Genomic DNA, 15,754 nt, shown 5'->3' with positions numbered 1-15,754 from the left:
AAAATCTTTGCACATGATTTTTTTAGGAGGTTAAGCATATGGAAATTCTCAAAACCCACAATTTAAAAAAGTATTACGGCGAAGGAAGCACCGTGGTGAAGGCCTTAGACGGGGTGAACCTAAGCGCCCCAAAAGGCGAGTTTGCCGCAATTGTCGGCACTTCCGGCAGCGGAAAGTCTACACTTTTGCACATGCTTGGCGGTTTAGACCGCGCAACCGAGGGCAGCGTTACCGTAGACGGTACCGATATTTTTAAGCTAAAAGACGACGAGCTTACCATTTTTCGCCGCAGAAAAATTGGATTTGTTTTTCAAAGCTATAACCTGGTGCCTGTGCTGAATGTATATGAGAACATCGTGCTGCCAATTGAACTGGACGGTGAGAAAGTGGACCATCCCTTTGTAAACTCCATCATCGCGACGCTGGGATTAGAGTCAAAACTTACCAACCTGCCAAACCAGCTTTCCGGCGGCCAGCAGCAGCGGGTTGCCATTGCCCGGGCGCTGGCAACCAAGCCAGCCATTATTCTAGCCGATGAGCCAACAGGAAACTTAGACAGCAAAACCAGCTTAGATGTGCTGGGGCTTTTAAAGGTAACCAGCGAAAAATTTGGCCAGACCATTGTTATGATTACCCACAACGAGGAACTGGCGCAAATGGCCCAGCGCATTATCCGCATTGAAGACGGCAGAATTGCAGGTGACCGCAATGTATAAGGTAAGCAACAAAAAAGTGATTTCACGCATTGCAAGCAAAAGCTTTTGTGCCAACAAATCGCGCAATATCATTGCCATTGCCGCAATTGCCTTAACTGCCGTTTTGTTCACCGCCCTTTTCACGGTGGGCAGCGGGCTGGTAGAAAATTTTCAAAAGCAAACTATGCGCCAGGCCGGAGGCGACGGCATGGCCGTTATAAAATATATTACTGATGAACAGTTTGATACAATAAAAAAACACAAACTGATAAAAGAGCTTTCTTATAACAGAATTTTATGCGACAGCGTTGATAACGAGGAACTTTTAAAGCGCCGGGGCGAGTTTTATTACATGGACGACACTGCCTTAAAGCTTGGTTTTTGCGAGCCTACCACAGGCAGAAAGCCCGAAAAGGAGAACGAGCTGATTTTAGACACCAAGGCCATAAAAATGCTGGGGGCAAAACAGGAAATTGGGGCGCCGGTAACGTTAGAGCTTACGGTGCACGGCCAAAAGGTGACACGGGATTTTGTTATTTCCGGCTGGTGGGAACCAGACCCGGTGTTTAACGTTTCCATGCTGATAACCTCTCGTGCATATATGGAGGAACATATCGGCGAGCTGTATAACAGCTATAAAGAAAATTATGACATGACGGGTGTTATCAACAGCTACATGATGTTTTCAAACTCCCTAAGCTTAGAAAACAAGCTAGAGCGGGTACTCACTGAATCCGGCTATTCACAACGCGAGGAAGACCCCAATTACATTGCGTCTAACGTAAACTGGTCTTATCTCACTACGAACTTTTCCATGGACCCGCCTACCGTTATCGGCGTTTTAGCCGCTCTGCTTTTAATTATTCTTACAGGCTATCTGATCATTTATAACATTTTTCAGATTTCTGTAATTAAAGACATTCGGTTTTACGGACTTTTAAAAACCATAGGCACCACCGGAAAACAAATTAAGAAAATCATCCGGCGGCAGGCGCTGGTTCTGGCCGCAATCGGCATTCCCATCGGGCTGGTTGCAGGCTACTTTGTCGGCTGCTCTCTGGTACCCGTTATTTTAAACCAAACCTTTGCAAGGGGCGCGCAGTTTACCACCACCGCCAATCCGATTATCTTTATCGGCGCCCTTTTGTTTGCCCTCATCACCGTGTTTTTAAGCACAAATAAACCGGGCAAAATTGCAGCCAGCGTCTCCCCTGTTGAGGCGGTGCGGTATGCCGATGCCGGACATTCAAAAAAGAAAGGCAAAAAAACAAAGCGCGGTTCGCGCATTTCGGCAATGGCTGCTTCCAACCTGAGCAGAAATAAAAAAAGAACCGTTTTAGTGGTAATTTCCATGTCCATGAGCTTAATTTTGTTTAACACGGTTTATACCTTTAGCCGTGGGTTCGACATGGATAAGTTTCTTTCAAAGTTTGTAGACACCGACTTTTTAATTGCCCACGCTGACTATTTTAACTACGATTTCCACGGCCCGGAAAATGCTGTTTCTGAAAGCTTTATTGAGGCCGTGAAGCAACAGCCTGGATTTTCAGAGGGCGGAAGGTTTTATGCCAACATGGACGCAGAAATTTTTTCTCTCGAATATGCAACCAGTAAACAGTATAACGTAGACCCCGAGGGGCGGCCGATGTGCTTCGTGTATGGTGCAGATAACCTGCCCTTGGCCCGCTTAGACGTTTTAGAGGGTGAAATCGACATGGAGAAATTAAAAACCGGGAAATATATTTTAGAAGGCGTGGAGCTACATGACGACGGCAGTCCGGTGTGGGATTCGTCGCACTATAAAATCGGCGACACAGTAACGCTGCACAACCGCAAGGGCTTAAGCGACAAGCGGAATGACAATGAGCCGCAAACCCTCTCTTTTGAGGTGATGGCAAAGGTAGCTGTTGAAACATATACCAATTCCTGCGGCCGCGGGTCTGATTTTTCCTTTTACCTGCCGGCTGATACCTACAAAGAAATGGTTGCAAACCCGGGGGTGATGAGCTTTGTCTTTAATGTAGAAGACGAAGACGAACCCGCTATGGACGCATTTTTAAAACAATATACGGAAAACGCAGAGCCCGTGATGAATTTTAGCTCCAAGGGCACCCGCGTCAGCGAGTTTGAAGGGCTCCGCAGCATGGTGCTGCTGGTAGGCGGCGCGCTGAGTTTGGTAATTGGCTTAATTGGCGTTTTAAACTTTGTAAACTCCACCCTGACCAGCATTATTACAAGACGCCGGGAGTTTGCCATGATGCAGTCCATCGGCATGACGAAATCACAGCTTCAGAAAATGCTGATTTTAGAGGGATTTTACTATGCATTGGCCGCGGCTGTGGTGTCGTTATTGGGCAGCATTCTGTTCTCCGGCGTAATTATGAAAGCCATTTCGGGTAATCTGTGGTTTTTCTCTTTCCAGTTTACGCTGCTGCCGCTCATCTGCACCATTCCGCTTCTATTGATAATTGGCATGATTTTGCCGCCCATTGTTTTAAGAAACGTAACAAAGCAAAGCATTGTGGAACGGTTACGGGAAAACGAATAAGAAACGGCCGCAGCATGTGCTGCGGCCGTTTTTGCTTTATTGAATTGCGGCTAAAATGTCTGCATAGGCCCAGTGTATCGGCAACAGGTCGGAAAATGGGTTATTCGCTTCGCTGTCTGGTGCTTTTCCCAGCATTTTGTTCATCACCGTAACGGCTTCCGCCCGGGTGATGGGCTGGTCGGGCAAAAACATGCCTCCAGCATAGCCGTTTAACAATCCGCTGTCTGCCATTTTTGAAATGGCGTTATACGCCCAGTTGGTTTCGCTTACATCGGCGAATTGGGTGTTTCCTTTATTCACTGTGCCAAACAAAAACTTAGAAGCCGCCGCGGCAAACTCTGCCCGGGTGATGTTTTTATCCGGACAAAACGAGCCGTCGCCATAGCCGTTTAAAACACCCTTTTCCGTTACGGAAGCAACCGCATTGGAAAACCAGTCGCTGTCTGATACGTCTTGAAAATAATTTTTTTCTTCCGGCGAACGCTGGTCGGCCATGAGCCTTGAAAAGATTGCCGCCGTTTCCGCCCGGGTGATGGGTGCGTCCGGCTGGAACGTATTTTCCGTCTTCCCCGTCATATAGCCGCCGGCATTTCGTTTCAGCCTGGGCGAAACTGTGAGCGTTTTTGCATCGGCATAGTAGGGAAATTCAAATTTTGCCTTGTCCGCCGCATCTTTCCCCAACACTGCAAAAATTCTGTTCTGGGCCGCCATGTCCTCTACAAAGTCTGCATAGCCTTTTACGTCCTCCACCGTTGTGGATAGCATTTCGCTGCGCACCTCTTTTATGTCTTCGGCAGTTTTCCCTGAAAGAGCCAAAAATGCGCCGTTTTCCGTGTTTGCTTCCCATTCGTCAAACTCGTTAATTGCAGAGACAATCATGCCGTCAAGTTCCTTTTGTGTCATTTCCAGGTTCCTTAAAAAGTTTCCCATGCCGCTCCAAACCTGAACGGCCAGGTCTATGTCTTTCAGCCCCGCCACAGCGCACACCAGGGTGGTTCCGTCAACATTCATTCCAGCTCCATATGCGCCGTATTGCCCCCGCATCACAGGGTATAAATATTTTGAAGCAACTACTTTTGTCATAATATTCATTTTTCCTGAAAACGCATATCCGCCTTCTGTAAGAAATCCCGCCAGCATAAAGTGGTCTGCGTCGTCTAAGGTGGTGATGGTGGCGGCAGACGGATATCCCACCGGGAGCTTCCACTCCATAATGCTTCCTGCTTTCATTTCGCCAAAGCGGGCGGCAACCGTGGCTTTAAACTGCTGGCTGCCGGATTGCGAACCCACATACTCTGCAAACGGCGCGCAGGACAAAATGCGGTTTGCAAGCGTTTTCACAGTTTCAAACCGCCTGTTGGTTTCCTCAGGCGACAGTTCTGCCTGCTTTAAATAACGAAAGTATGCCAGCGATCCCTGACCAATGCTGCCCCGGGTAACGCTGTTAAATCGTTTCCCCATAGACTGGGCAGACTGCATCAATTCATAGGACACGAAGTATGGGTCGCGGTATCCGTTTTTCAAAATATCGTCTGCTGCGTTTTTTAAATATTCCTTAAAATCTTCCTCATTCCACAGCTTATCTCCCAAAAGAAATTCTATAGCCAAATTTAGCTTGCTTTCCATTTCGCCGCTTGGCGCATTCATTCCAACACAGAGCATAGGACGAACGACAGAATCGTCCTTTGCATTTTCTAAGCCGCAAAGCTCAAAATAAATCCCATTTAAACCGCTTTTTTGCAGCTGATAATTTAAAAATCCGTTCATCAACTGCAGCTCATTTAAGCTTTCGCCTTTCAGGCCAATGTCAAAAAACAGGCTGGCAGAGTCGGTTTCACGGCCTTCAAGCACCGTGCTGAAATAGGAAATTTGATTGATTTTTTCCTCCTCAGCCTGGGGCAAGTCAGGGGTGTGGTCAACCTCATCCAGGGTTAACGACGGAATCCGCGCCACTGCCTCCGGATCCTCCGGCGCGTTTACCCAGGCGTTAAAGTCTTCTGTGTCCTGTCTTATCTGCTCCAGTTCTTCTGCGGTTGCCGTAATGGCGTCGCTGACAGGCGCCTTTGCCCCGTTGCCCGAAACCACAATCACACTGTAAGGGTTTTTCGTAAAATAAGTTTCTAACACCGTGTTAAAATAATCCGGATTGTCCTTCAGCCAGCTGGCAATTTCCGTCATTTCCAGCCAGGAAAACGGGTCTTGGGTATATACCAGTCCGTTAAAAACGTTCAGTTCTGTGGAATAGCCGTATGGATTTTTTCTCTCCTCTATGTAACTGTCGATTTTACTGTTTAAATCGTCTTTTGATATGCCCTGTGTTTCAAAGTCAGATAAAATAGTTTTATAGTGTGCAATCATTTCGTCCTTTTGTTCAATGGGCACCTCCGAAACAAGCAGCGCTAGATTTGAAATGCCGCCGGTATTCCCGCCCGAAACATAGTTTTTGGAATTCACCTCATCCATTTTTGCCATCACGAGATTAAATAAAATATCTCTTGCGTAAACCTCTTTCACGTTGTGCATCGGCACGCCTGAGGACATGAAGCCAATGTCCACGGTTTTGGTATTCTCTGTAATGTTGAATTCACAAATTGGTTCAGCCGACGTCTGTTTTGTATCGGGAAATGCAATTGAAATGTTTTTTGGTTCCGAATCGTTAAAAAATTCGTTTAACAGGGTAAGGGTTTTTAAAATGTCCTGTTTGCCTGCAAGACAGGTCATGCTGTTAGACGGCGTGTAATAGGTGCGGTAAACCCTTAAAAGGTCTTCGTATGTAAGATCTTTTATGTCCTCCACCGTGCCACCGCTGTTAAAGGCAGGGGTTGTCTCGCCGTAAAGCGCGGTATAAAGCTTATCCGCTAAAAAATTCACAGAATTTTCTGAGCTCTCTAAGCTTTTAATCCGCAGCTCGTTATAAACCACACCGTTATATTGCACCGCCCCGTCTTGATATTCTTTGCGGATTCCCTGCTGGCGGAAAATATTTTCTTCCGTGAGCAAAAGTGGGTGGAAAATACCATTTAAGTAGACGTCCATTAAATTATAATACTCGGTTTCATTTTTTGTTTTCACCGTGTAATAGGTGCAGTCGTCAGACGTATAGGCGTTAATTTCCTCTGCCAAGGCATTCGCATTCAAGTAGCTCATAATATTCTTTACAGGATACTTTTCGCTGCCGCACAGCAGGCTGTGTTCCAGCACGTGGTTTGCGCCCTTGTTGTCCTTTGGCGGGGTTTTAAACCCAATGGAAAACTCCCGTTTTTCGGCGCCGTTGTCTACATAAACAACTTCAGCGCCGGTTTTTATGTGCTTAAAATAATATGCCGTGCCGCTTAAATTTTCAATATGCTGCTGGGAAACAAGCGTAAATCCTGTCTGATCATATCCTTCGTCCGCGAAGGCCACACATTGCATGTTAAATAACAAAATTGCAGCTGCAATCAAGGTCCAAATCTTTTTTACCATAAAATCACTCCTGACCGTCAATAAATTCTTTTGCCATTTCTACCAGTTCTTCCGCAGACAGTTCTGTATCCATAGCGCAGAGAGAGTAGTTTAATCCCCCATAGCTCCAGGTTACAATCTGCACCTGAACGGTTTCAATTTTGTTGCTGCCGTAGCTAAAAACATATTTGCCTGCGGCTTCGTCCAGTTTATCCTGCTTTGTCTTTTTATAATCTCCCGGCACCATCTTGTTTACATAGGCGTAATAGCCAATGTTACTGCCGCGGTGCTGTGCAACAGTTTCGCTTAAACTATTGCTTTCGCCTATAGCCGCGCCGTCGATATAAATAGAAATGCTGTCCTTCCCCCTTTTGTACCAGCATCCCAAAGATTTATACTGTTCAAGAACGTTTCCGTTTGCATCTGCGCTTTCATCTTCTGAAATATTTCCGGATTGAAATTGAAATCCGTTTTGAAACGCGGCCAAAATGTTGGCAGAAAAACCCAAATCCTTTTGCAGGGTTTGTGCGCTGGGCGGTGAAAAATAGTCGGGTATGCTGCTGGACTGGCCGGACCGCGACGCAATAATGCTGCTTGCCGCCCAAACAGAAAAACCGCAGATTAAAACAACCGCAGCGGCCAGCGCCGCAATTTTTGAAAGCCTGATTCTGCGTATTTTTTTTGCCGGGCCGCCGGCTTCTAAAATAAATTTTTCATCTATATTGCCAATTTCCTGAAATAAATCTTTATTTGTCACAATGTAACGCCTTCCTTTTCCAAATATTTTTTTAGCCCGCTGCGCGTGCGCATGAGCATGGACTTAACCTTGCTTTCACTGAAATGGTATCTTAAAGCGATATCTTTTATGGTATCGGAATACCAATATCTTCTGACAAACACAGCCCGCTTTGCGCTGTCGGTATGTTTTAAAAACCTGTTTATGTGTTCGGCCGTTTCTCCCTCTTCAAGGCTGCCCTCCGCCGTATCCCGCGCAGGGATACATTCCGAAAGCTCGGACAAAATCAGGTCGAAAGCACGGTTTCGCTTGTCCGCCGTGTAATAGTCATACCTGTTTAATGCATGGTTTCGCACAATGCGGCCTAAAAATGCCGCAAGCGATTTTGGCTGTGCCGGCGGTATTGCGTTCCACGCCGCAAAATATGCGTCGTTTTCACATTCCTCTGCATCGGCAGAATTGTTTAAAATGCGGTATGCAACCGATTTCAGCAGCGCTCCATATTTTAACGACGACGCATGAATTGCCTCCTCGTCCCGTTTCAAATATAAGCTTATGATTGTTTCGTCCTCCATGGTTTTTCAGTCTCCTTTGTGTAGCGGCCCTACATCTATACTGTAAGAAATTATTTGCGATGGTTGCATTTTATTTTTATTATACCACAAAATTTTATTTAAGGTTGCCGTAAGGTTTCATTCAGCTTGGCGAAAGGTAGCCGTGCTACAATGAAATCAGCTTAAAAAAGAAAGGAATGAAGTTTATGCAAGAAATCGTACATACAAACGGGTTGACGAAACGGTATGGCGACTGTTTTTCTGTAAACAATTTGGATATGGTGGTGTTTGAGGAAAAAATATACGGCTTTTTAGGCCCCAACGGAGCCGGAAAATCCACCACGCTGAAAATGCTTTTGGGGCTGGTGCATCCCACTCAGGGAGAAATTGATTTGTTTGGCAAACGAATTACAGCGAAAAACAGGCTGGAGGCGCTAAAACATATCGGCTCCCTAATTGAAACTCCCTCTTATTATGGACATTTGACGGGAAAAGAAAATTTAAAAATTCAACAAATGCTGCTGGGCGTGCCAAAAGAAAACATCGACGAGGTGTTATCTATTGTGCGTCTTCAGCGCCAAGCCTCAAAAAAAGTATCGGCCTATTCGCTGGGAATGAAACAGCGGCTCGGGCTGGCATCTGCCCTGCTTTCCTTCCCCAGGCTATTAATTTTAGATGAACCGACAAATGGGCTTGACCCCGCCGGAATTCAGGAAATGCGGGAGCTAATTTTAAGCCTTCCCAAACGGTTTGGCATGACGGTGATTGTGTCGAGCCACCTTCTATCAGAAATCGACCAGATGGCGGAGGATATTGGTATTATTGCGGGAGGAAAACTAAAATTTCAGGGCAGTTTATCTGCCCTGCACAACATGGACAGAACAAAAAATTTGGAAGAAATTTTCTTAGAACTTACAGGAAAAGAGGGAAGCTTATGATTTCCCTTTTGAAAACAGAACATAAAAAAACGAAAAAGAAATATCTCCTGCTCACGTCGCTTTTGATAACGGCTCTGGATTTGGCCTGGATTTTCTACGGCAACTTTTCTGAAGACGCAATTTTAAAGGGCTGGATGATGTTTTTATATCAGCTGCCGCTGACCAATGCCATTTTTCTGCCCTTTTTAATGACGGTGGTGGCCTCGCGCCTTGCCGACATTGAACACCGGGGATTCATGCTAAAACAGCTTTGCACCATTGTGCCCAGAGGCAAGCTGTTCGACGCAAAGCTTTTATACGGCTTTTCCATTGTTTTGGCATGCATGGTGATACAGTTTGTGTCGGTCTTTATATTTGGCTGTGTCAAAGGGTTTGGCGGCGTATATCCTTTCAGGCTTTACAGCATCTATTGGCTGTTCACCATTGCGGCAAGCCTTGCCATTTACATTTTTCAGCACACGCTTTCCATGCTGTTTCAAAATCAGGCAGTCCCTTTTTTTGCAGGCGTAATCGGGGAATTTTTGGGCGTGTTTTCCATGTTTCTGCCCCAGCTTCCGTGGCTGAGAAAATCTCTTTTATGGGGATATTACGGCGTTTTGCAGTTTGTGGGAAGCGACTGGAACAGTCAAACGCGCATCAGCACCTTTTATCTTTATGACTTTGACTGGCTCTCTTTTGTCATTTTGCTGACGGTGTGCCTAGTACTGTATGGAATCGGACGGAGCTTATTTATAAAAAAGGAGGTTTAACAAATGATTTTAAAACTCATTTATGCAGACAGAATGAAACTGAAACGCTCGCCAATTTGGCTTGCGTTTTTGTTCATGCCCATTGTTCCTGCCCTTTTGGGCACACTCAACTACCGGGCAAACATCGGCATTTTAAAAAACGGCTGGTATAGCCTGTGGACGCAGCATACGCTTTTTACCTGCTACTTCTTTCTCCCCATTATGCTTGGGATTTACTGCTCCTATCTCATGCGGCTTGAAAACAGCAACCACAACTGGAACAAACTGTTAACGATGCCGGTAAAGCCGTGGCAGGTGTTTGTTTCAAAGCTCGTCACCGCTTCACTGATGCTGGTGTTAAGCGAGCTGTGGATTGGGCTTTTGTTCATTGTATCAGGTAAAATTACAGGAATTTCAGAACCCATTCCGAAAGACTTAATTTTGTGGCTGGCCTGCGGAACACTAGGGGGCATGGTAATGGCATCGGTTCAGCTCATGCTTTCCGCCGTCTTAAAAAGCTTTGCGCTTCCTGTTGGAATTGCGCTGGCAGGCGGCATTTCCGGTCTTGTTGCGCTTGCAAAGGGGTTTGGCCATATCTACCCATATGCGCTGATGGCCTATGGCATGCGCTCAAATGCGCCCCAGGTGCTCATGGAAAACGGAAATTTGCAGTTTGTTGTCATTTGCCTGGCCTTTCTTGCTTTGTTCACAGCCGCCGGCAGCCTGTGGCTTTCAAAAAGGGACATTTAGGTCTTGCCCTGCTTTTCTCTCTGTGCTATAATGATTATATACGTTTTTAAAACACAGGAGGAATGACTTATGATTGCAAAGACATATAAAGACATGTTAAGCGCAAAATCGGTTATCCGTCAGCTTTCAGAATTTGCCACCGCAAGGGGCGCGGAAATCGGTTATGAAAATGTGTTCGATTTCAGTCTCGGAAACCCGTCAGTCCCGGTGCCGGCGGCGTTTACCGACACGATGATAAAGCTTTTGAAAGAAAGCAACCCCATTGACCTGCACGGATACAGCCAAAGCCTGGGAATCCCTTCCGTCAGGGCAAAAATTGCGGCGTCTTTAAACCAGCGGTTTGGCATGGACTATACGCAGGACCATATTTTTATGACTGCGGGCGCGGCAGGCGCCATTGCCCACGCATTGCGCTGCGTAACAGAGCCCGGCGACGAGGTGCTCACCTTTGCGCCGTTCTTTCCGGAATATAACCCTTATGTAAATTTATCCGGCGCAGTGTTAAAAGTTGTTCCGCCAAATACAGAAAATTTTCAGATTAATTTTGAGGCCTTTGAACAAATGCTTACCAAAAAAGTGATGGCCGTGCTGATTAACACACCGAACAATCCATCTGGCATTGCTTACTCCGAGGAAACAATAAAGAAACTTGCCGCTGTTTTAACAGAAAAATCGAAAGAGTTCGGGCACGAAATTTATATTATTTCCGATGAACCCTACCGTGAAATTACCTTTGACGGCAACGAAATTGTGTATGTGTCAAACTATTATGACTATACTTTAAGCTGCTACTCCTACTCAAAATCACTGTCCCTGCCGGGAGAACGCATTGGGTATGTGGCAATTCACCCCAAATGCCCCTATGCGAAAGAAATGGTGGTAATGTGCGGACAGATTTCCCGCGGAATTGGCCACAACTGCCCCGCTTCCATTATTCAGCTGGCCGTGGGCGAAACCTGCGGCTTAACCGCCGATTTGTCGGTTTATGAAACCAACATGAATCTGCTTTACGATGTTTTGATTGATTTAGGGTTTACGGTTGTTCGGCCCGGCGGAACGTTCTACATTTTCCCCAAGGCCTTAGAGGAGGACGCAAAAATCTTCTGCGAAAAAGCGCTGAAATATGATTTGGTTTTTGTGCCGGCAGATACCTTTGGCTGTCCCGGATATTTTAGAATTGCTTATTGTATCGACACTGAAAAGGTGAAGCGTTCCATTCCCGTCATTCGCAAATTTGTGGAAACGGAGTATCCCAACAGATAGACATAAATATAAAAAACAGGGACTACGTTATGTCCCTGTTTTTCTATGCCCAAAAATCTCGGCAAAAACCGCTCCGCCAAGAATGAAAACAGCTCCTAAAATGTGCATAGGCAGCAGCGTTTCTTTTAAAACAAACACTGACAGCAGCACTGCCGAAAGCGGTTCTAAATAGCCGCACACTGCAATTGTTTGAACAGGCATCGCTCCGATAGACGAAAAATAAAGGTAACAGCCCAGGCCTGTATTCACCAGGCCCAAAATGAGGATATAGACCCAATCCCCGCTGTTAATTTGTATAACTTCGTTTGTTTTGCAACCAACATACACTGCGGCGGTAAGAAAGCTAACAAACAGCTGTATCATTGCATTTTCCAGCCCTTTAACATGAACGCTTTTTTTATTAAAAATTACCATGACAGCATACATCACCGCCGACATACCTGCCAAAACAACGCCACCGGCGTTTCCCCTAATCTCTTCTGCTCCGCTGTTTATGAATAAAATTCCTACCAATACAACAAAAAAACTGCCTATTTTAATTCCGGTTAATTTTTCCCGGAAGAGGATTGGAGAGAGAAGCATAACTATTACAGGGCCGCAGTAATACATTAGTGAAGCCGTTCCAACTCCAATTTGTATGTAGGCCTCGTACAGCAGCATCCAGCTTGCACCCATGGCCGCGCCGGAAATTGCAATATTGAAACAATCCTTTTTAAATTGAAGAAAGCAAATTTTTCGTTTCGACAGCATAAACACCACAATTAGCAGCAAGCTGCCTGCAAACGTTCTAAGCAGCACAATGTTGCTGCTTTCAAGCGTGATTTTGCTTGCCACAATTCCGTTTGAACCAAAAAGCAACAGCGCTAAAATATATTTAATATAGTTCTTTGCCATTTTCATCGCTCCTATTGACAAATCTTTATGCATAGTATATCATAAACTTATCAATTACAAAAGCGAATGTTTTAAATGTTTATCATTACAGTTTAGAATGGATATAATTGGGGGAACTTACAAAATGGATATGAATTTATCAAAATATTTTGCGTTTGTTACAACTGTTGAATATGGAAGCTTTACAAAAGCAGCTGATGTTTTAAACTATTCCCAGTCTGCCGTCAGCCGTATGATAAACGATTTAGAAACGGAATGGAACACTACGGTTTTAGAGCGTGGAAAGACGGGTGTTAAGCTCACGTCAGACGGCTTGACGCTGCTTCCTTACGCAAAAAGCCTGTGTGCTGAATACCGCAGGCTTCAGCTTCAGGTAGATGAGCTCAGCGGTCTCAAGACCGGCCTGATTCGCATTGGAACATTTTCCAGCGTGGCAACCCACTGGCTGCCAAATATTATCAAAGCGTTTCAAAAAGATTATCCGAACATTGACTATGAACTGTTGCTGGGCGACTATACAGAAATTGAAACATGGATTTTAGAGGGGCGGGTAGACTGCGGATTTCTGCGTCTGCCGGCCTCCCCTGCTCTTGAAACATTTTTTTTAGAAACAGACAGACTCTTGGCTGTTTTGCCCGAAAACCACAGGCTGGCCGGCAGTGAAGCCGTTCCCCTATCGGAGCTCTGCAAAGAACCGTTCATGCTGCTCGAAAAAGGAGCCAAGGCCGAAGTATCAGAAATTTTTGAAAAGAGCGGCCTAACACCAAACGTACACTTTACCACCTGGGACGACTACGCCATAATGTCCATGATTGAAAGCGGTTTAGGATTAGCCATTTTGCCGGAGCTCATTTTAAAAAGGGTTCCCTACCGCATTGTGGCAAAAGAACTGGATGTTCCGGCTTACCGCAGTATTGGTCTTGCCGTGCGGGACAAAAAGTCAGCTTCCATTGCAGTAAAAAAATTTATGGAATATTTAAGCTATCGGTAACGGTCACTCTAAAATATCTTCTCCAAGTTCATACAGCATTTCGTTGCAGGTGAAAAGATCTGTGTGTTCCTTTATTGCAAACATAATGATGCTGTCGCGGCGTACCTTAGGATAAAGTGCTCCGGCGGCTGCAATTTTTAACATGCGCTGTGTTTCGTCTAAATTCAGTTTTAAGCCGAACGCAAGGCACAAAACCTTATCCCGCTGGGGTATCCGTTCACCGGAAAGTATTTTATAGCCATATACCTGCGTGAGGTTGGAGCTTTGAATAACCTCACTTTTGTTTAGCTGTTTTTGTGATAGGAAGGAATTGATAAATTCTGACAAAGTAATGTCGGCAAAATCGTCTTCATTTTCAATTAAAAAATTTTTAAGTGACGGACTTCTTTTTAAAACTTCCAGCAGCTCCTGCGTACTCTTTCTCATGAATAAAAAATCTCCTTTTAAAAATTTCGACATGTTTTGACTTTATTATAATAATATGGTAATATAATTGTCAAGGGGTGGAGGTATGAATGAATATACAAAAAAATTCATCGAGCAAGAATATGAAATTATTGAATTTTTATCAGCCGACGAAAAAACGGCATTGGTGCGGGAAAGCTCAACTGGCGGCATCTATGTAAAAAAAATTGTAGGCAAAGGCGCCGCCCATATCTACAAACGGCTGGTTGGCTTGCAAATTTCTGGGCTTCCAACCGTCTATAAAGTGAAAAACGACTATGTGATTATGGAATATGTGAACGGAATTTCTCTGAACAACAAATTGTCTCGCGACGGCGTGATGAGCATACAGGAAGCCAAATCACATATGATTACCCTATGCAACGGCGTAAAGGCCCTCCATGCTTTCGGCATTATACACAGGGACATTACAGCATCAAACATCATCATAGGACATCACGGCTGTTATTTAATTGATTTGGGAATTGCAAGGGAAAAAAAGGTAAATAAGGGCGCTGATACGCATATTCTTGGCACGGTTGGATATGCGGCTCCGGAGCAGTTTGGCTTTACCCAAACGGATGAACGCACGGATATTTACGCGCTTGGCGTGGTGTTTAACTATATGCTAACAAATGCTTTTCCCAGCGAAAAACTATATTCTGGAAAAGAGCGCTCCATCATTCAAAAATGCATTGAAATCGACGGTAACAAGCGGTATAAGAGCGTGAAACGGCTCAAAAATGCGTTAATGAATGGGCAAAATACAAGGCGAGATGTTTTCGTCGCGCTTAGCGGGACGCTATTTACGTGTATTGTCATTGCCACGCTGTCTTACTTAATCCCTTTACAAAACAAGAGCGCAAATAACGCGGCACCGGCCGGTGCCGCAGGAAACACGCCGGCTGCCGCAACAGTTAGCACAACGCCGCTGCCCTCATCAGGAAGAAAGCTGACTCTTGAAAAATTTAACAGCATCACATTAGGAATGCGTTATGAAGACGTTTTAAACCTCATTGGCGATAAGCCCGCTTCAGAATCTACCATGGAGCTGTTTGGAACAAAAACGCTGACATGCTCCTGGTGGGGCCAAGGAAGCATTGGTGCAAACGCCATAATCCAGTTTCGTGACGGCGCAGTGACAAGTAAGTCTCAATCAGGTTTAAAATAAATTATACTGACTGTATAACAAAACAGAGTAAACCCGTTGTATAATATATGCAACGGGTTTTTTGGGGATTTCTATTTATAAAACCGTGAAACAAAGGAGGAAATTTAAAATGAAAAAATCAGCAGCACTTTTATTTTTAAGTTTAATTGTAATGTCTATGGGCGGCTGTGGAAATTCGCAGAACGTTCCCACTCAGCAGCCAGTGGAAAACACGACAACTCAGACTGCGCCGTCGCAAAGCACTGCCCAAACCAGTGAACCGCAGTCCACAGCCCAGCCTGATACAACACAACAACAAAAAAATGCAAGCGGCAAAATTAGTCTTGCAATGTATGAGCAAATAGATACCGGGATGCGCTATGAAGACGTTATTGCGCTAATTGGTGCAAAACCTTCCTCAGAGTCGACCATGGATTTAATGGGTGCAACTACTGTTATGTGTTCCTGGTGGGGCGAAGGCGACATTGGTGCAAACGCAATGATTTATTTCCAGGATGGCGTCGTTTCAAGCAAATCACAGGCAGGATTAAAGTAGAGATTAATAAAAAAATATCCCCCGAAAACAACGTGTTTTCGGGGGGAACCTAAATAAAAATAA

14 protein-coding genes are annotated in these 15,754 nt (G+C 45.0%); 9 read left to right on the top strand and 5 right to left on the bottom strand.

From position 1 onward, the window contains the following. Positions 1–38: 38 nt before the first annotated feature. A complete protein-coding gene (locus tag WIG73_RS07270) occupies positions 39–716 on the top strand; it encodes an ABC transporter ATP-binding protein (RefSeq protein ID WP_337399917.1) in 678 nt (225 codons plus the stop codon). Further along, complete coding sequence (locus WIG73_RS07265) at positions 709–3,243, top strand: FtsX-like permease family protein (protein WP_337399915.1); 2,535 nt, start codon at positions 709–711, stop codon at positions 3,241–3,243. Before WIG73_RS07270 ends, WIG73_RS07265 begins: the two co-directional genes overlap by 8 nt. A gap of 36 nt (positions 3,244–3,279) precedes the next feature. On the opposite strand, the gene WIG73_RS07260 is transcribed toward WIG73_RS07265, so the two are convergent. The 3 genes from WIG73_RS07260 to WIG73_RS07250 are packed head-to-tail and all read right to left on the bottom strand — an operon-like array spanning position 3,280 to position 7,998. Beyond that, positions 3,280–6,708: an S-layer homology domain-containing protein gene (locus tag WIG73_RS07260; RefSeq protein WP_337399914.1), complete on the bottom strand. Its 3,429-nt coding sequence runs from the start codon at positions 6,706–6,708 to the stop codon at positions 3,280–3,282. A 4-nt stretch (positions 6,709–6,712) separates the two neighbouring features. After that, complete coding sequence (locus tag WIG73_RS07255; RefSeq protein WP_337399913.1) at positions 6,713–7,444, bottom strand: hypothetical protein; 732 nt, start codon at positions 7,442–7,444, stop codon at positions 6,713–6,715. After that, the gene (locus WIG73_RS07250) at positions 7,441–7,998 is read right to left on the bottom strand and encodes a sigma-70 family RNA polymerase sigma factor (protein ID WP_337399912.1); all 558 of its coding nucleotides are present in this window, start codon (positions 7,996–7,998) and stop codon (positions 7,441–7,443) included. The genes WIG73_RS07255 and WIG73_RS07250 overlap by 4 nt, the downstream gene beginning before the upstream one ends. Before the next feature lie 185 nt (positions 7,999–8,183). Here WIG73_RS07250 and WIG73_RS07245 point away from each other — a divergent pair, with 185 nt between their 5' ends. The 4 genes from WIG73_RS07245 (at position 8,184) to WIG73_RS07230 (ending at position 11,656) form a co-directional block, all read left to right on the top strand. Further along, entirely contained in the window at positions 8,184–8,915 is a 732-nt protein-coding gene (locus WIG73_RS07245) for an ATP-binding cassette domain-containing protein (protein ID WP_337399911.1), read from the top strand. Then, the gene (locus WIG73_RS07240) at positions 8,912–9,664 is read left to right on the top strand and encodes an ABC transporter permease (protein WP_337399910.1); all 753 of its coding nucleotides are present in this window, start codon (positions 8,912–8,914) and stop codon (positions 9,662–9,664) included. The genes WIG73_RS07245 and WIG73_RS07240 overlap by 4 nt, the downstream gene beginning before the upstream one ends. 3 nt (positions 9,665–9,667) lie before the next feature. Beyond that, positions 9,668–10,393 carry an ABC transporter permease gene (locus WIG73_RS07235; protein ID WP_337399909.1) on the top strand — a complete coding sequence of 242 codons (726 nt, stop codon included), beginning with the start codon at positions 9,668–9,670 and terminating at the stop codon, positions 10,391–10,393. A gap of 69 nt (positions 10,394–10,462) precedes the next feature. After that, on the top strand, positions 10,463–11,656 hold the full coding sequence (locus WIG73_RS07230) for a pyridoxal phosphate-dependent aminotransferase (RefSeq protein ID WP_337399908.1): 1,194 nt from the start codon (positions 10,463–10,465) through the stop codon (positions 11,654–11,656). 27 nt (positions 11,657–11,683) lie between these two features. Here WIG73_RS07230 and WIG73_RS07225 read toward each other — a convergent pair whose 3' ends face one another. Then, entirely contained in the window at positions 11,684–12,550 is an 867-nt protein-coding gene (locus WIG73_RS07225; protein ID WP_337399907.1) for a DMT family transporter, read from the bottom strand. Between the two features lie 124 nt (positions 12,551–12,674). Here WIG73_RS07225 and WIG73_RS07220 point away from each other — a divergent pair, with 124 nt between their 5' ends. After that, the gene (locus tag WIG73_RS07220) at positions 12,675–13,541 is read left to right on the top strand and encodes a LysR family transcriptional regulator (RefSeq protein ID WP_337399906.1); all 867 of its coding nucleotides are present in this window, start codon (positions 12,675–12,677) and stop codon (positions 13,539–13,541) included. A gap of 3 nt (positions 13,542–13,544) precedes the next feature. Here WIG73_RS07220 and WIG73_RS07215 read toward each other — a convergent pair whose 3' ends face one another. Beyond that, on the bottom strand, positions 13,545–13,967 hold the full coding sequence (locus tag WIG73_RS07215) for a hypothetical protein (RefSeq protein ID WP_337399905.1): 423 nt from the start codon (positions 13,965–13,967) through the stop codon (positions 13,545–13,547). Positions 13,968–14,052: 85 nt separating this feature from the next. Between WIG73_RS07215 and WIG73_RS07210 the strand changes: the two genes are divergently transcribed. Further along, on the top strand, positions 14,053–15,156 hold the full coding sequence (locus WIG73_RS07210) for a protein kinase (RefSeq protein WP_337399904.1): 1,104 nt from the start codon (positions 14,053–14,055) through the stop codon (positions 15,154–15,156). Positions 15,157–15,265: 109 nt separating this feature from the next. Further along, complete coding sequence (locus tag WIG73_RS07205; protein WP_337399903.1) at positions 15,266–15,691, top strand: hypothetical protein; 426 nt, start codon at positions 15,266–15,268, stop codon at positions 15,689–15,691. Positions 15,692–15,754 lie beyond the last annotated feature (63 nt).

It is taken from the genome of Congzhengia sp. (assembly GCF_037235575.1).
Classification (GTDB): Bacteria; Bacillota; Clostridia; order UBA1381; family UBA9506; genus Congzhengia; species Congzhengia minquanensis.
The sequence above is the reverse complement of the archived record's forward strand: the minus strand, read 5'-3'. Positions and strand labels throughout refer to the sequence as shown.